Origin of the sequence: Amycolatopsis sp. TNS106 (assembly GCF_019330265.1) — a bacterium.
In the GTDB taxonomy this organism is placed as follows: domain Bacteria; phylum Actinomycetota; class Actinomycetes; order Mycobacteriales; family Pseudonocardiaceae; genus Amycolatopsis; species Amycolatopsis lurida.
The window spans coordinates 2,076,957-2,092,679 of record NZ_CP024972.1 but is presented as its reverse complement, the minus strand read 5'-3'; the positions used below and the strand labels follow the sequence as shown (position 1 = coordinate 2,092,679).

Sequence of the window (15,723 nt, the reverse complement as noted above, 5' to 3'; positions counted from 1 at the left end):
CCGGGTGTCCACCGCACGCGCCGAACGTCTGGTCAACCTGGTTCTGGCCCTCCTGTCCACCCGGCAGTACCTCACCGCCGAGCGGATCCGGGGCATCGTGCCCGGGTACGCCGACGCGGCCAGCGACGAGGCGTACTTCCGGATGTTCGAGCGCGACAAGACCGAACTGCGCGAACTCGGCATCCCGTTGGAGACCGGCCGCAACTCCGCGTTCGACGCGATCGACGGCTACCGCATCGCGCGTCGCGACTACGAACTCGGCGAGATCGACCTGGCGCCCGACGAGGCGACCGCGGTCGGCCTCGCCGTCCGGCTCTGGGATTCCCCGGAACTGACCGGTGAGGCGCAAGGCGCACTGGTGAAACTCCGCGCCGCCGGGGTCGAGGTCGACGACCACGCCCCGACCGTCGTCGAACCCCGTGTTCGCGCCGAACCGGCGTTCGGTCCGTTGCTCGCCGCCGTCCAAGCCGGGCAGGCCGTGCGTTTCGAGTACCGCCGCAGTGGTTCGGCCGAACGCAAGATCCGCACCCTCGAACCGTGGGGCGTGGTGTCGTGGCGGGGCCGCTGGTACGTCGTCGGGCATGACAGGGACCGCGGCGCGCCCCGGTGCTTCCGCCTCTCGCGCGTGACCGGGAAGGTCGCCGCCTTCGGGGAGACCGGCGTCGTCGAACGTCCGGAAGGCGTCAACCTGCTGCGGATGGTCTCCGCCAGCAGTGGCGAGGACCCGTCCGCGCCGACCACCGCCAGTGTCTGGGTCGCCGACGGCCGGGCCGCCGGGGTCCGCCGCCGCGGCCGGGTGGTCGGCCGCAGCGACGCCGGGGGAGAAGAGGGCGATCTCGTGGAGATCGAGCTGTACTACCCCGAATCCGCCGCCGACTGGCTCACCGCGCACGGGCCTGACGTCCTCGTCCTCGAACCCGAGGTACTCGCGAAGTCGGTCTTCAGCCGCCTCGAAGCCATCGCGCACGCCGGTGGTGCCCGATGAGCACCACCGGACGGATGCCGCGGCTGCTCGCGCTCGTGCCGTATCTCCTCGCGCGGCCCGGGATCAAGATCGACGACGCCGCCCACGACTTCGACGTCACGCCCAAGCAGCTGCGCAAGGACCTCGAACTGCTGTGGATGTGCGGGCTGCCCGGCTACGGTCCCGGAGACCTGATCGACCTCTCCTTCGAAGGCGACACGATCGTCGTCACGCACGACGCCGGGATGAACCGTCCGCTGCGGCTCACCGGCGGTGAGGCGACGGCCATGCTCGTCGCGCTGCGCGCGTTGGCCGAGACGCCCGGTGTCGTCGACGCGGACGCGGTCCGCCGCGCCATCGCGAAGATCGAGGCCGCCGCGGGGCAGGCCCAGCCGTCGGGAATCGTCGTCGGCGGAGGAGTGCGGGAAGGCAAGAAGACCGCAGGCACTCGCGAAGCCGTCCGGGCCGCTCTCACCGCGAAGCGCGCGTTGCGGATCCGGTACTACACCGCGTCGAAGGACGAGATCACCGAACGCACCGTCGACCCGATGCGGCTGCTCATCGTGCAGGCGGTCGGTTACCTCGAAGCGTGGTGCCGCCGCGCCGAGGACGTCCGGCTGTTCCGGCTCGACCGGATCGACGAGCTCACCGTGCTCGACGAGCCCGCCGTCCCGCCGGCGCACGCGCGGCCCACTGACATTTCCGATGGTGTTTTCCGCCCGCGTCCCGATCAGCAGGAAGCCGTTCTCGTCCTCGACCCCGACGCACGCTGGGTAGCCGAGTACTACCCCTGCGAGGAGCTCGACGAGCTCGACGGCGGGCGGCTGCGCATCCGAATGCGGTACGCCGACGAGTCGTGGATGGTCCGTCTCATCCTGGGGCTGGGCGGAGACGCGCAGGTCGAAAGCCCGGTCGCGCTCGGAGAGGCTGTTCGTCGCCGGGCGGCCGACGCGCTGGCCCGGGCTCGTCACCTAACGTCAACCTACGAGCAGTAGGGTGACGCCGTGTCGTACCTGCCGAGCATCGCGCTCGCCGTCGCCGGGCTGATCGTGCTCTTTGTTCTGCTCATCAAATTACGCAGAGTCTTGCGCGTACTCACCCATACGATGAGCATGGTGGCTACGAACACCCGAAAACGGACAGGGCTCCTTCGCGCCCGGTCGGCCGCGCTGCGCGTGGCGATCGCGCAACGACGTGGGCTCGAAGACCGGTAACATCACACCTGAGAGACTCGAGAAGGAGGCCGCAAACGATGAACGCGCTGCAGCCGTGGCACATCATCATCCTGGTGCTCGTCGTTGTTCTGCTGTTCGGCGCCAAGAGGCTTCCGGACGCCGCGCGGTCCATCGGCAAGTCCATGAAGATCTTCAAGGCCGAGACCAAGGACATGGCCGGAGACAAGGACAAGGCCGCCGAGGCCGAAGAGGTCGAGACCAAGCAGCTGCCGCAGGCCACCACGCCCGCGCCCGCCGCGACCGCGCAGGACAAGCAGGTCGCCGACCTCCAGCGTCAGCTCGACGAGCTCAAGAAGCAGCAGGCCGCCGCGCCCGCTCCGGCCGAGCAGGCGCAGAAGAACGCCAGCTGAGCGGTCTTTAGTTAGCCCAGCGGAGCCTGTTCGCGGATGAGCGCGCCGACCTACCGGCGCGCTCATGGTGGACCCTGACGAGAACGGACTGTCCAGTGGCGGATTCCGCCTCCGGTGAGGAGCGCCGCGGTACGAAGCGGCGCAAGCGCAGCCGTCGGGCCAACCCCGACGGCACGATGACGCTCATCGAGCACATCTACGAGTTCCGGCGCCGTCTGGGCTTCGCGCTGCTCGCCATCCTGGCGGGCGGGATCATCGGTTTCATCTGGTTCCAGACCAAGGTGGGCCCGATCCCGTCGCTCGGCCAGATCATGACGGGGCCGTACTGCGGCATCCCGTACCAGCGCAGGCTCGGCGGCACGCCGGACGGTCCGTGCCAGCTGCTCCAGACGGTTCCGTTCGAAGCCTTCATGATCCAGCTGAAGGTGGGTCTCGCCGCGGGCGCGGTGCTGCTCGCCCCGTTGTGGCTCTACCAGATCTGGGCGTTCATCGCGCCCGGTCTCTACTCGAAGGAGCGCAAGTACGCGCTCACCTTCGTCTTCTTCGCGTCGATCCTCTTCGCCGCCGGCGCCGTCCTGGCGTACCTGCTCATCCCGCACGCTCTCGAGCTGCTGATGAACTTCGGTGGCGACCAGTTCATCACCGCCCTCACCGGTGACAAGTACATCTCGTTCATCCTGTCGCTGCTGCTGATCTTCGGCGTCAGTTTCGAGCTCCCGCTGTTCGTGGTGATGCTGAACCGCGTCGGCGTCCTCAAGTACCAGACGCTGAAGAAGTGGCGCCGCGGCCTGATCATGGTCGTGTTCGTCTTCGCCGCGTTCGCGACGCCCGGTTCGGACCCGTTCTCGATGCTCGCCCTGGCGGGCGCGCTGGTGGTGCTCCTGGAGCTCTCCATCCAGATCGCGCGCTTCCACGACCGCAAGCTCGACAAGGAACGCGGCACCGAGGGCTGGGACCAGCTCGCCGACGACGAGGCCGCGCCGTTCGACTACACGCCGAGCACCATCGACGAGGAACCGTCGGCCGCCACGAACGGCAAGCGCACCAGCACCGACGACGTCACCTGAGCAGGGGATGCACGCGGCACTGGCCGTCCACCCCGCCTCCGGTGACGGGGCCGCGGGACGGCTGATGGAGTCCGTCGCGGCGCGGCTGCGGCCCGTCGTGGACCGGCTCGACGTGCTCGTCGCCCACACGGTCGAGGAATCCCGTGCGCTGATGACCGACTCGCGCGCGGCCGGGCTGGACGTCCTCGTCGTCCTCGGTGGCGACGGCGCGGCGCACCAAGGCGTGCAGTTCTGCGCGGAATCCGGTGTCGCGCTCGGGCTCGTCCCCGCGGGCACCGGCAACGACTTCGCCAGGGCGCTCGGCATCCCCGACCGGCCGCACGCCGCCGCCGATCTCGTCGCGAGGCGGATAGCGGAGGGGAAACGACGGAGGATCGATCTCGGCCGGGTGGGTGGCGAATGGTTCGCCACGGTGCTGTGCTCGGGTTTCGACGCCCTGGTCACCGAACGCGCCAACCGCCTGACCTGGCCTCGTGGCCCGCGCCGCTACGACGTCGCGATCCTTGCCGAACTCGCCGCCTTCCGGCCCCGGCCGGTCGTGGTCCGCACCGACGTCGAGACGCTCGAACTCGACGCCACCATGATCGCCGTCGGCAACACCCCGTTCTACGGCGGCGGCATGCCGATCTGCCCCGGCGCGGACCCCGAAGACGGCCTGTTCGACGTCACCGTCGTCGGTGACGCGACCCGGCGCGACCTGCTCCGCATGCTGCCCGGTGTGCGGTCGGGAGATCACATCGACCACCCGGCGGTGCGGGTCCTCAAGGCCAGTCAGATCCATCTGGCGGGCAGCGACCTGCCCGTGTACGCCGACGGCGAGCCGCTGGGCAGGCTGCCGCTCGACGTCACCTGCGTCCCCGGCGCGCTCACCGTCGTCGGGTGAGCCCGGCGTAGTCACCCGCGTGCCACACCTGCCCGCGGAACGTCGCGGCCGACATGAGCTCGCCGCCCGGGAAGAACACCCCGCCGCAGCGATGGCAGAACCACGCCCGCCGCCAATAATCCAGCGCGTCGGGGATACCCCGCCGGATCCGCGCGTTGCGCCGCATCCGGAGCACGAACAGGACCGCGAACAAGGCGACCAGCGCGAAGGCGCCGAACGGGAAGATCGACGCCCCGATGTACTGCGCGGCCCTGCCGTCGGCGGTCGGCGCGATGTTCTCGTCCAGCACGTCGTTCGCGAAGACGAGGAACACGAACGCGGGGATCAGCAGCACCAGCGCGAGCGCCAGGAAGCAGCCGCCGCCGCGGGGCACCGGATACGGGTTGAGCGACGCCGCCGTCGCGGTCACCGACACGCCGGTGTGCGTCGTCGCGGTGTAGACCACCCCGTCGCCCGCCGGGATGGCCGTCATGCCCCCTCGCACGCGGTAGGTCGTCTGCCCGCTCTGGAACACCGCTGGCACACTCTGCACCTGGTCGACCTGCGCGCATCGCGGGCAAGCGATCTCCATGGCGTCCCCTCTCGATCACGGATCCGTCCCTTGGATGACACAGGAGTGGCGGACGTTCCCGAGATCGTCACACCGAGTGCGAACTGTCGGTGGGGTATGGAACCCTGACGAAGTGGTCAATAGCCCTTCTCAGACCCCGGCCGAGGCCTACACGGCCTCCCAGCGCCGCGCTCGATACCCCCAGCTGACCCGCTTCGCGGCGGAATCGTCGTTCGAGTTCGACGACTTCCAGGTCCGCGGCTGCGAGGCGCTCGAAGACGGTCACGGCGTGCTCGTCTGCGCGCCGACCGGTGCCGGGAAGACCGTGGTCGGCGAGTTCGCGGTGCATCTCGCCCTCGCCGAGGGCCGCAAATGCTTCTACACGACACCCATCAAGGCGTTGTCGAACCAGAAGTACGCCGACCTCGTCGGCCGCTACGGCGCCGACGCCGTCGGCCTGCTGACCGGCGACACCTCGATCAACGGCAACGCGCAGGTCGTGGTCATGACCACCGAGGTCCTCCGCAACATGCTCTACGCCGGGTCCTCGACCATCGGCGAACTCGCGTACGTGGTGATGGACGAGGTCCACTACCTCGCCGACCGGTTCCGCGGCGCCGTCTGGGAAGAGGTCATCCTGCACCTGCCCGAACACGTCCGGGTCGTCGGCCTCTCGGCCACGGTGAGCAACGCCGAGGAGTTCGGCGAATGGCTCGTCGAGGTCCGCGGCGACACCACCGTCGTCGTCGACGAGCACCGTCCGGTGCCGCTGTGGCAGCACATGCTGGTCGGCAACCGCCTGATGGATCTGTTCGCGGGCCAGGAGGAACACGCTCCGGGTGCCGAACTGCGGATCAACCCCAGCCTGCTTCGCCGTACCGAGGAGATCGGCGGGCGTTTCGCCCCGGCCGGGCTGCGCGGGCCCAGAGGACGGCGAGGCGCGCCGTCGCGGATGCCGCGGTACCGGCCACCGTCCCGCACCGAGACGGTCGAGCGGCTGGACAACGCCGGCCTGCTCCCCGCGATCGTGTTCATCTTCTCCCGCGCCGGTTGTGACGCCGCCGTCGGTCAGTGCGTCCGGTCGGGGTTGCGGCTCAACGGCCCCGAGGAGGTCGAGAAGGTCCGCCGCATCGTCGCCGAGCGGACCAAGGACCTCCCCGAAGGCGACCTCGGTGTCCTCGGGTTCTGGGAATGGCGGGAGGCGCTCGAGCGCGGTATCGCCGGGCACCACGCCGGGCTGCTCCCGGCGTTCAAGGAGACCGTCGAAGAGCTGTTCGTCCAGGGCCTCGTGAAGGTCGTCTTCGCCACCGAGACGCTCGCGCTCGGCATCAACATGCCCGCGCGGACCGTCGTGCTGGAACGGCTCGTGAAGTACAACGGCGAGGCGCACGTCGACCTGACGCCGGGGGAGTACACGCAGCTCACCGGGCGGGCCGGACGGCGCGGGATCGACGTCGAAGGCCACGCCGTCGTCGCCTGGCAGCCGGGGATCGACCCGAAGCAGGTCGGCGGGCTGGCCTCGACCAGGACGTACCCGCTGCGGTCGTCCTTCCGGCCCGGCTACAACATGGCGGTGAACCTGGTCGCCCAGGTCGGCGCCGAAGAGGCCCGTGACCTGCTGGAACAGTCGTTCGCGCAGTTCCAGGCCGACCGGTCGGTGGTCGGGACGGCGCGGCGGATCGAGCGGAACAAGGAAGCCCTGCGGGGCTACACCTCGGCCATCACCGGCGATTTCGACCAGATGCTGGAGTACGTCGATCTGCGCGCGAAGATCTCCGCCCGGGAGAAGGCGCTTTCTCGTCAGAACACCTCCGCTCGCCGTGCGGGAACCGCCGAATCGCTGGAGAAGCTCCGCAAGGGCGACGTCATCGCCGTGCCCGCGGGACGGCGCGCGGGGCTGGCGGTCGTCGTCGACCCTGGGCTCGACCCGATCCGCGAACCGAGGCCCGTGGTGGTCACCGAGGACCGCTGGTCCGGGCCGCTTTCGGTCTCCGACTTCCCGGCGCCGGTCGAGGCGCTGGGGAACATCAAGCTGCCGAAGCACATCGAGCTGCGCTCGCCCAAGACCCGGCGGGATATCGCTTCGAGCCTGCGCAACGCGGGGATCTCCTTGCCCGGCAGGCAAAAGCGTCGCGCGGGGGCCAATGAGGACGGTGAGCTGGCGGCGCTGCGCCGGGCACTGCGCGCGCATCCGTGCCACGGCCTCGCCGAACGCGAGGCGAACCTGCGCTGGGTCGAGCGGTACCAGCGGCTCACGGCCGAGACCGAGCAACTGGAACGCAAGGTCGCGGCGACCACGCACTCGCTCGCGCGGGCCTTCGACCGCATCCTGCGGCTGCTCGGCGAACGCGGATACCTCGGCCCTGAGTCGAAGGGCGACGGCGAGGACCGCGTCACCGAACACGGCAAGCGGCTCACCCGGCTCTACAGCGAGTCCGATCTGCTCGCAGCCGAGTGCATCCGGCACGGCGTCTGGAAGGGCCTCACCCCGCCCGAACTCGCTGCGGTCGTCTCGACGCTGGTCTTCGAGGCACGCCGGGACACTGCGGGAGAGCCCCGCCTGCCCGCGGGCAAGGTGCTCGACGCCTGGCAGGCGACCACGCGGCTGTGGATCGAGCTCACCGACGACGAACGGCGCCACAAACTGGACCGCACCCGCGAACCCGACGCCGGCTTCGCCTGGCCCATCTACCGGTGGGCGCGCGGCGAATCGCTGGAGAAGGTCCTCACCGCCGCCGAAGCGAACGGGCAGGAACTGTCGGCCGGTGACTTCGTGCGCTGGTCGCGGCAGGTCATCGACCTGCTGGACCAGATCCGCGACGTCCTCGGGAAGGCGGATCCGGTCGGTGCGGCGGCCTCGGACGCGGTGAAGGCCCTGCGGCGCGGAGTCGTGGCGGCCGGCGGCGCGTGACTCGCGGCGGGACCCGGCCGCGCGTGTGTCGTCCATCCAGACACGTGTGTCGTCCGCCGGATCACGCGAACCCGCCGGTTCGGCCCAGCGGGGGCGTGGGCGACAAGGACAGTTCTAGCCGTCCATGCCACTTGCGAGACCCGGCCACCCCCTTCAGGCCGTGCCGCTGTGTCTTCTGGGGCTGGTGGTGTCGCCGGGCCGCGGGTAGCGGTCGTGTAAGTCCGTGAAGGCCTCCTTCACTACCTTCAGAGTAGGCAAGGAGGCCTTCACGGACCTGCGATCCACCCCGCCACCTCCAGTAGGTAGCCAAGACACGGTCGGCTCTGACCGTCTTTGCCACTCACGAGATATTGGGCTGACCGGCCGAGTGCCACGCCGCCGGTGTGAGCACGGTCGCGGCGAGTTGCCCCGACACCGGCCGGGAACAGTGGGCAGGGGCGCCGACCTGTGGTTGGATCGCCCACGACGGCCATGCAGGTCGGCCGGTGACGATGGCGGAACAGGCGGAGGCGAACGATGAGCACGCCGTATGGCGGCAACGACCCGCAGCAGCAGCCCCAATGGGGGCAGCAGCCGGGCTACGGGCAACAGCCGGGCGGCACTCAACCGCCGAGTGGCCCGCAGCAGCAGCCTCAGTGGGGCCAGCAGCCGCAGTACGACCCGTCGCAGACCCAGCAGCAACAGCCGCAGTGGGGTCAGCAGCCCGCCCCCTACGACCCGTCCCAGCAGCAGCCTGGCTATCCGCAGCAGCAGGACCCGTCGCAGACGCAGCAGCAACAGCCTCAGTGGGGCCAGCAACCTCAGTACGGCCAACAGCCGGGATATCCGCAGAGCGGGCCCCAGCAGCAGCCCGGCTACCCCCAGAGCGGCCCGCAGCAGCAGCCGCAGTACGGGCAGCAGCAGCCCGGTCAGTACGACTACGGCCAGAGCCAGTTCCCTGGCACCCAGGGCGAGGCGCAGAACAAGCCGAACTCCAAGAAGGGCCTGTTCATCGGGATCGGCGCGCTCGTGGTGATCATCGCCGCGGTCGGCATCCTCGGTTTCGTCACGCCGGGCTGGTTCAACACCCAGGTGTTCAACAACACGCAGATGCAGACCGACGTGCAGAAGCTGCTCACCGAGACCTACGGGATCAAGGAGATCAGCGCGGTCACCTGCCCCTCCGGCCAGGAGGTCAAGGACGGCGTGAAGTTCACCTGCACCGCCACGATCGAGGGAAAGCCGCAGGAGGTGCCGATCACCGTGAAGGGTGACACCGGCAACTACGAGGTTTCGCCTCCCGCCATCAAATAAACGGCGGGCGCCTGGCGCGGTCGATCCTGCATGATCGAGTCATGAGCGACTTCTCAGTGCGTCGGCTGCGGTCCGACGAGGAACGGGCCGCGACCGATTTGTTCAGGCGCGCCTTGCACGCCAAGGAGATGACCGACGAGGAATGGTCGGCCATCGCCCCGTCGATGCAGCCCGATCGCGGGTTCGGCGCGTTCGACCAGGAGCTGATCGGCACCCTCCGGTCCTTCGATTCGGAAGTGACCCTGCCCGGCGGCGGCAGCACGCCGCTCGCCGCGGTCAGCCTGGTCGGCGTCCGCGCCGATCGGACCCGCCGTGGCGTGCTGACCGGCTTGATGCACGCTCAGTTCGAGGATTTCGCCGCCAGGGGTGTTCCCGCGGCGATGTTGCACGCGTCCGAGGGCGCCATCTACGGCAGGTTCGGCTACGGCGTCGCAGTGCGGGCGAAGTCGATCGAGGTCGACAGGCACCGTGCCCGCTTTCGCCCCGAGGCGCCAGCTGGTGGTCAGATCTCCTTGCTGGATCTGGAAAGCACCGTCGAACAATGGCCGTCGCTCTTCGACGCGCTTCCGCGCACCCGGCCCGGGATGATCGCGCGGAGCCCGTATCTGTGGCCGGGCTACGAACGGGAGCTGCGCCGGGCGACCACGCCGGTCACGACGGCGGTGCACCGTGGCCAGGACGGGGTCGACGGCTATGTCACCTACACCGTCGACAGGGCTCATTTCGGTGCTCCGACGTTTCTGAAGATCCAGTCGTTCCACTACGCGAGTCCCGACGCGTTCGCGGGGTTGTGGCGCTACCTGGTTTCCGTGGACCTGGTCGACCGCATCACCGCCGAGAAGCGGCCGCTCGATGAGCCGGTCGAGTTGCTGTTCACCGACCCGCGGCACGTGACCGTGCAGAAGATCCAGGACGAAGGCTGGCTTCGGTTGGTCGACGTCGAAAGGATGCTCGACGCGCGCACGTACCGGGGCGAGCCGGTCGTCGTCGAGGTCACGGATCCCTTCCTGGAGCACAACTCCGGCCGCTACCGCCTGTCCGAGGACGGCGCCGTCCGGACCACCGATCCGGCGGATCTCGAACTGCACGCCGATACCTTGTCGATGGTGTACCTCGGCGGCTGGCGCCCCTCGGATCTCGCGGCCGTCGGACGGGTCCGTGCCACCGGCGCGGCCGCCCTGGACCGCGCGCGGACCTGCTGTTCGGCACGCGGGCCGACCCCTGGTGCGGTACCTTCTTCTGACGTTGGATGATCACACCGGTGGGGGTGGAGAAGCTTGAGCAGGCGAGCCGTCGCGACGGTCGGTCTGTGTTGTGCCGCTTTCGCGACGCTGGCGGCGTGTTCGGACACCCCGGCGCCCGCGCCGGCGACGAAGACCGTCACGGTCCCGCCGACGACGAGCGCTTCGGCGAGCACGCCCGCCACGTCGGGCGGTTCGTCCTCCTCCGCACCGGGCAGGGTCTTCGACCCGCGGACCATGCAGGCGGACGTGCGGAAGATCCTCACCGAGACCTATCAGGTGAGAGAGGTCGGCGACGTCCTCTGCCCGGCGAACCAGACCGTCAAGGACGGCAGCACGTTCACCTGCACCGTCCAGGTCGGCGGCGAGGGCAAGACCGTCACGATCACCGTGACCGGGGACGACGGCCGTTACGAGGTCGGCGCGCCCGCCTGAAAACGGGTTGGGCTCCTGGCACGGCAAGCTGAGAGCTCGTACAGTTGCATGGTACTGCAGAGGGGAGCTGCGCCATGGACGAGCACTATTGGCTTCTTAACTGGATGAAGAAGAACGAGATCTCGACTGTTGAGAACCTTAACGATAAGCTGCATAGTTCGAATGTATTCGGAGATCTTGAATGCGAGGCGGCAGACGCACTCGACCAAGGGCCAGTGCCGTATTCACAAACTAACTTGCCAGTCGTTGGTGGTCGCGGCTTGGACCTGTCAGACGAGTTGATCGGTGGAGGATTTGAGGAGCTCAAACGTGAGGCTGACAGGCTTTTCGGTACTGCCTGGCATTTTTTTGACGAGGTCATCGTTGAAGGCTTCTCGCCCTATAGATTCCTGCGAATGTGCGAGGATGAGCGTTATGATATTGCGAAGACTCGCATAGTCGATCATGTGAAGCTAATTCTATATCTCCGCAAGATTGGCGCCATCGAACACGTTACATTTCGTGCCAAGCCAAGTCCATGCCTTGAGCACGGAGGCGATGAAGCCTTGCTGCAGCATGCTGGTCTGTCTCAGATCTTACACGACAATGAGCGGATCATCAAAGATCTGGTCAAGCGTGGAAGTCTTGACTATGACGATCACGGCGATCACGTTCACTATCAATACAGGCACCCCTTGGTTGGCGACTCCAACGGTGTTCTCCTTCTCTCGGAGAGTGACAATTCGTGGCTCTCTGATCAGGATGAGGCTGAGGTGATGAAGCGTGTTGTAACAGATGTCTTTGGGCTGCACGCTAGGCATGTGGCCGCAGATGCTGCTGCTGCAAGAGACATTGGAGCACCTCTTGCGGTACTGCATCCCCTGCATGAGAAGCTTTGGCCGGCTAAAGATGCAAACTATTTGTTGGAGCATGAATTTGGCAGTTTGGCGGTCGAAGTCGGAGTTCCTATTCTCAACGGTATTCCGATCGCTGATCTTATTAGAATCAGGCGCGACGAAACTGAATGCTTCGAACGGTTTCGGTCTGCGCTGCGCGCTGCTATCGGAGAGCAGCTAAGTCAAGTGCGTAGTGGCAGAAGTATGCGGGACGCCAGTGCTCGCGTTATCGACGAGTTTATAGTGCCTTCCTTGAGTGATATTGATCAACGGTTAAGTGTTGCGCGTCGAATCTTAATGCGGAAGTCATCTGCGAACATCTCCATCGGAAGCATGACTATGGCAGCGGGCCTGCTTTCGACAATTCCAATACTTTATCCTGCTGGGATTGCGCTAGGTTTAGGTGCAATCGGGGTTCATTATGCAAAATTTCTCGACGATAAGTCTCAAGTCGAGTTGTCAGATTTGTACTTCCTTTGGAAACTGCAAAAGAGGCGAGTGTCCATTGCTGGCACGTAGTTAATTTGAATTATTTGCCCAGTTTGGGGAGTGGTAAATGAACGCTCCTTTGACGAGACGCGCTCTATGCTGGCACGCGTTCACGCCTCAGGTCGGCGCGCCCGCCTGAAAACCGGTTGGGTTCGCCGGGTCCGGGCGGCAGGATCGGCGGTATGAGCGAATTCCCTGTGCGTGCCGTGGCCGAAGGCGAACAGAGGGCGTGTCTCGACGTCCTGTCCGAGTCCTTGCACGGCAAGCCCGCCACGGACGAGGTCTGGGCGAAGATGGCCCCGTCCTGGCTGGCCGCCGGGAAGTTCGCCGCGTTCGACGACCACGGCACCCCGGTGGGCATCACCAGTTCGTTCGAGGTGGAGCTGACCGTCCCGGGTGGACAGAGGCTCGTCACGGCCGCCGTCGACGGTGTCGGCGTCCGCGCCGACTGGACCCGCCGCGGGATCCTGACCGCGATGATGGCCGTACAGCTGGAAGACCTCGCGGCGCGTGGCGTTCCGCTGGCCGCACTGCACGCTTCGGAGGCGGTGATCTACGGTCGCTTCGGTTACGGCGCGGCCACGTTCTGCAGGGGTGTTTCCGTCGAACGCCCGCGCGCCCGGCTTCGCGACGGCGTGGGACGCGACGGCGTGGTCAGGTTCGTCACCCCGGCCGAAGCCGTGGAGCGTGTTCCCGCGCTGTACAACCGCTTCGAGGGAACACGGCCGGGTTTCGTCTCTCGGCCCGCCGGCTGGTGGCCGGGCTTCTTCGACCGAGTGGTCACCGGAAACGACGGCTATCGCGTGGCCGTCCACAGTGGACCGGATGGGGACGACGGTTTCGTCGTCTATCAGACCGTCGACACCCGGGATCGGCAGGCGCCGGAGCGCGGCGCGCTCCTGGACATCCGTGAACTCCATGCCGCCACGCCGCAGGCTTGGGCGGGACTGTGGCGCTTCCTGCTCTCGATCGACCTGGTGTCGGCCGTTGCGGGCCGCGGCCGGCCGCTGGACGAGCCGCTCGCCGAACTGGTCACCGACCCGCGTGCGGTGAACACCACCGAGATCATCGACGATCTGTGGCTGCGGCTCGTCGACGTGCTCGCGGCGCTGCGGGCACGGTCGTATGGCCCCGCCGAGCCCGTGGTGCTTGAAGTGCGCGACAAGCAGCTTCCGGAGAACGACGGCCGTTACGTCGTCGGCCCGGACGGCGTGGAACGCACGAGCGCCGAGGTCGATCTCCGGCTGGACGTCGCCACCCTGGCGTCGCTGTACCTCGGCCACGGTCTGTTCGGCGATCTGGCCCTGTCCGGCCGTGTCGAGGTGCTGGACGAGGCCGCGGTCGCCCGTGCCGACGCCCTGTTCCACACCGCGCGCACGCCGTGGTGCGGCACGTTCTTCTAGCTCACCCCGGCTCGTGAGTGGTAAGGACGGTTAGAACCGTCCTTACCACTCACGAGGGATTACGACGCGGCTTGATCCGCACCTGCGGCAGCGTAGGTGCGGGCAGCCACGCGGTGGTGCCCTGATAGCCGTCCACGTGACCGAACCGGTCCGCCTGTGCTTGCCAAGCCTCGCGGTACTCGGCGATCTCCTCGTGGCTGCGGCCCACGAAGTTCCACCACATGACGAGTTCCTCGGTGAACGGGGTCCCGCCGAGCAGGAGCACCCGAGCCGGTTCGGCGCCGGAGTTCGCCAGTTCGAGCCGTCCGGCGCCCGGCGCGAGGTAGGCGAGTTCGCCGGTGGCCAACGTGGCTCCGGCGACGGTGACGGAGCCGATGTCCTGCAGGACCCCGTGCTCGAAGGCCGGGTCGACGTCGAGAGCCAAGGTCGCCCCGGGCGCCACGGTGAGTTCGGCGCCCAGCAGGGGAGTGAACGCCGGGACCGGCGACGTGGTCCCGGCGAGGCTGCCGAGAAAGACCCTGGCGGTCGCGCCGGGAAGTTCGAGCAGCGGTGGCGCGTAATGCCGGAAGTCCCGTGTCGTGTCGCGAGATGCGTCCGGCAGCGCGATCCAGAGCTGGACACCGTGCAGGACCGCGGCGTCCGGTGTGGACACTGTGCACACCTCGGAATGCGCGATGCCGTGCCCGGCGGTCATCAGGTTGAGTTCACCGGGCCGCACCATGGCACGGGTGCCGATGCTGTCGCGGTGCTCGATCTCGCCGCTGAACAGCCAGCTCGCGGTCTGCAGCCCGGTGTGGGGATGCGGAGCGACGTCCATCCCGCCGGACTCCGAAACGTCCTGCGGGCCGTAGTGGTCGGCGAAACACCAGGCCCCGATCAGGGATCGTCGGCGCTGTGGAAGTGTCCGCCGGACCCGGATGGCGCGCGGGCCCCCGAGCGGGACGTCGCGCGGGGTCAGCACGGTGACGCCTTCGCCCGGTCGTTCGGAGCACAGCAACTCGGCCGGGTCGGCCTCGGTGTTGCTCATGACTTGGGGAGCGCGGCCAGCAGACGCTCCACCGAACGGCCGAGATTCCAGCGCTCCGCGAGTTCCGCGACCTTGTCCGGATCGGCGGGCTCGGACGGGACGAGGTCTGGGCGGGACTGTTCGACCGGCGCGTCGGCGGCGACCCGGACGACGGTCGGGGCGACCGCCAGGTAGTCGGCGGCGTCGGTCAGCCGGAGCCGGGTCTTGAGCGGCACCCGCGAGTCGCCGGCATTGGAGGCCTCGATCAGCTCCTGGAGCGAACCGAACTGCGTGATCAGCTTCGCCGCCGTCTTCTCACCGATCCCGGCGACGCCGGGCAACCCGTCCGAGGGGTCTCCGCGCAGCGCCGCCATGTCGGCGTAGCCGGGGCCGGCGTTGCCCGCCGGGATGCCGTACTTTTCCGCGATCTCCTCCGGGCCGAGGATTTCGGCCTTGTTCCAGCCCTTGCCGACGTAGATGACCACTGTGGACGTCGGTTCATGGCGGACCAGCTGGAACAGGTCACGGTCGCCGGTGATGACCTCGACGGGGGACTCCTGCTCACGGATCGCGAGCGCGCCGATGACGTCGTCGGCCTCGTACCCGGCCGCCTCGGCCGTCGCGATCCCGAAGGCCTCCAGCAGTTCCAGGATGATCGGCACCTGCGGCGTCAGCGTGTCCGGCACCTCTTCGACGTCGCTGCCTTCCGGGACCTCTTCGGCCACCCGGTGCGCCTTGTAGCTGGGCAGCAGATCGGTGCGGAACTTCGGCCGCCAGTCCGCGTCGAGGCACGCCACGAGCCGCGAAGGCCGCCGGTCGACGAGGATCCGCGCGATGGTGTCGGTGAACCCGCGCACCGCGTTGACCGGTGTCCCGTCGGGGGCGGTCATCGAATCGGGCAGTGCGTAGAACGAGCGGAAGTAGAGGCTCGCGGAATCGAGGAGAGCGAGTGGTCCGGTCACGCGGACAGCCTGCCATGTCGTGCCCCGGATGTCCGTGAAGGACCCGACCCCCAGCCGGG

The 15,723-nt window shown here is 68.0% G+C and carries 14 protein-coding genes and 1 pseudogene; 12 read left to right on the top strand and 3 right to left on the bottom strand.

What is annotated here, in order from left to right; genetic code table 11:
• The first annotated feature begins 4 nt into the window (after window positions 1-4).
• The 6 genes from CVV72_RS09360 (at window position 5) to CVV72_RS09335 (ending at window position 4,499) form a co-directional block, all read left to right on the top strand.
• Window positions 5-985 carry a YafY family protein gene (locus CVV72_RS09360; RefSeq protein WP_034306655.1) on the top strand — a complete coding sequence of 327 codons (981 nt, stop codon included), beginning with the start codon at window positions 5-7 and terminating at the stop codon, window positions 983-985.
• Window positions 982-1,959, top strand: coding sequence for a YafY family protein (locus CVV72_RS09355; protein WP_219152057.1), 978 nt, complete (start codon window positions 982-984; stop codon window positions 1,957-1,959). The genes CVV72_RS09360 and CVV72_RS09355 overlap by 4 nt, the downstream gene beginning before the upstream one ends.
• Window positions 1,960-1,968: 9 nt before the next feature.
• A complete protein-coding gene (locus CVV72_RS09350) occupies window positions 1,969-2,178 on the top strand; it encodes a bacteriophage holin (RefSeq protein WP_219152056.1) in 210 nt (69 codons plus the stop codon).
• A gap of 38 nt (window positions 2,179-2,216) precedes the next feature.
• Complete coding sequence (gene tatA / locus CVV72_RS09345) at window positions 2,217-2,549, top strand: Sec-independent protein translocase subunit TatA (protein ID WP_034306661.1); 333 nt, start codon at window positions 2,217-2,219, stop codon at window positions 2,547-2,549.
• A gap of 95 nt (window positions 2,550-2,644) precedes the next feature.
• Complete coding sequence (tatC, locus tag CVV72_RS09340; protein WP_219152054.1) at window positions 2,645-3,616, top strand: twin-arginine translocase subunit TatC; 972 nt, start codon at window positions 2,645-2,647, stop codon at window positions 3,614-3,616.
• A gap of 7 nt (window positions 3,617-3,623) precedes the next feature.
• Complete coding sequence (locus tag CVV72_RS09335; RefSeq protein ID WP_219152053.1) at window positions 3,624-4,499, top strand: diacylglycerol kinase family protein; 876 nt, start codon at window positions 3,624-3,626, stop codon at window positions 4,497-4,499.
• On the opposite strand, the gene CVV72_RS09330 is transcribed toward CVV72_RS09335, so the two are convergent.
• Window positions 4,483-5,070 (bottom strand): hypothetical protein, encoded by a 588-nt coding sequence (locus CVV72_RS09330; protein WP_219152051.1) that lies wholly within the window; start codon window positions 5,068-5,070, stop codon window positions 4,483-4,485. The genes CVV72_RS09335 and CVV72_RS09330 overlap by 17 nt on opposite strands.
• A gap of 112 nt (window positions 5,071-5,182) precedes the next feature.
• Between CVV72_RS09330 and CVV72_RS09325 the strand changes: the two genes are divergently transcribed.
• From CVV72_RS09325 to CVV72_RS09300, 6 genes and pseudogenes are all read left to right on the top strand, one after another.
• Window positions 5,183-7,960, top strand: a complete 2,778-nt coding sequence (locus CVV72_RS09325; RefSeq protein ID WP_219152050.1) for an RNA helicase — start codon at window positions 5,183-5,185, stop codon at window positions 7,958-7,960.
• Between the two features lie 516 nt (window positions 7,961-8,476).
• Window positions 8,477-9,253 (top strand): DUF4333 domain-containing protein, encoded by a 777-nt coding sequence (locus tag CVV72_RS09320; protein WP_219152049.1) that lies wholly within the window; start codon window positions 8,477-8,479, stop codon window positions 9,251-9,253.
• A gap of 41 nt (window positions 9,254-9,294) precedes the next feature.
• Window positions 9,295-10,496, top strand: a pseudogene (locus CVV72_RS09315) (GNAT family N-acetyltransferase).
• A 34-nt stretch (window positions 10,497-10,530) separates the two neighbouring features.
• Window positions 10,531-10,929 (top strand): DUF4333 domain-containing protein, encoded by a 399-nt coding sequence (locus CVV72_RS09310; RefSeq protein WP_091596799.1) that lies wholly within the window; start codon window positions 10,531-10,533, stop codon window positions 10,927-10,929.
• Between the two features lie 74 nt (window positions 10,930-11,003).
• Window positions 11,004-12,323, top strand: a complete 1,320-nt coding sequence (locus tag CVV72_RS09305; RefSeq protein ID WP_219152047.1) for a hypothetical protein — start codon at window positions 11,004-11,006, stop codon at window positions 12,321-12,323.
• Window positions 12,324-12,475: 152 nt separating this feature from the next.
• Window positions 12,476-13,696 carry a GNAT family N-acetyltransferase gene (locus CVV72_RS09300; RefSeq protein ID WP_219152046.1) on the top strand — a complete coding sequence of 407 codons (1,221 nt, stop codon included), beginning with the start codon at window positions 12,476-12,478 and terminating at the stop codon, window positions 13,694-13,696.
• Between the two features lie 49 nt (window positions 13,697-13,745).
• On the opposite strand, the gene CVV72_RS09295 is transcribed toward CVV72_RS09300, so the two are convergent.
• Both CVV72_RS09295 and CVV72_RS09290 read right to left on the bottom strand, forming a co-directional pair.
• On the bottom strand, window positions 13,746-14,723 hold the full coding sequence (locus tag CVV72_RS09295; RefSeq protein WP_219152045.1) for a pirin family protein: 978 nt from the start codon (window positions 14,721-14,723) through the stop codon (window positions 13,746-13,748).
• Window positions 14,720-15,664: a 5'-3' exonuclease H3TH domain-containing protein gene (locus CVV72_RS09290; RefSeq protein WP_219152044.1), complete on the bottom strand. Its 945-nt coding sequence runs from the start codon at window positions 15,662-15,664 to the stop codon at window positions 14,720-14,722. The genes CVV72_RS09295 and CVV72_RS09290 overlap by 4 nt, the downstream gene beginning before the upstream one ends.
• Between the last annotated feature and the right edge of the window lie 59 nt (window positions 15,665-15,723).

What these genes read in the sequence shown, in the direction of transcription:
- CVV72_RS09330 (WP_219152051.1), bottom strand. Translation starts at nt 5,070, where the DNA reads ATGGAGATCGCTTGCCCGCGATGCGCGCAGGTCGACCAGGTGCAGAGT.
- tatA (WP_034306661.1), top strand. Translation starts at nt 2,217, where the DNA reads ATGAACGCGCTGCAGCCGTGGCACATCATCATCCTGGTGCTCGTCGTT.
- CVV72_RS09295 (WP_219152045.1), bottom strand. Translation starts at nt 14,723, where the DNA reads ATGAGCAACACCGAGGCCGACCCGGCCGAGTTGCTGTGCTCCGAACGA.
- CVV72_RS09300 (WP_219152046.1), top strand. Translation starts at nt 12,476, where the DNA reads ATGAGCGAATTCCCTGTGCGTGCCGTGGCCGAAGGCGAACAGAGGGCG.
- CVV72_RS09335 (WP_219152053.1), top strand. Translation starts at nt 3,624, where the DNA reads ATGCACGCGGCACTGGCCGTCCACCCCGCCTCCGGTGACGGGGCCGCG.
- CVV72_RS09305 (WP_219152047.1), top strand. Translation starts at nt 11,004, where the DNA reads ATGGACGAGCACTATTGGCTTCTTAACTGGATGAAGAAGAACGAGATC.
- CVV72_RS09355 (WP_219152057.1), top strand. Translation starts at nt 982, where the DNA reads ATGAGCACCACCGGACGGATGCCGCGGCTGCTCGCGCTCGTGCCGTAT.
- CVV72_RS09320 (WP_219152049.1), top strand. Translation starts at nt 8,477, where the DNA reads ATGAGCACGCCGTATGGCGGCAACGACCCGCAGCAGCAGCCCCAATGG.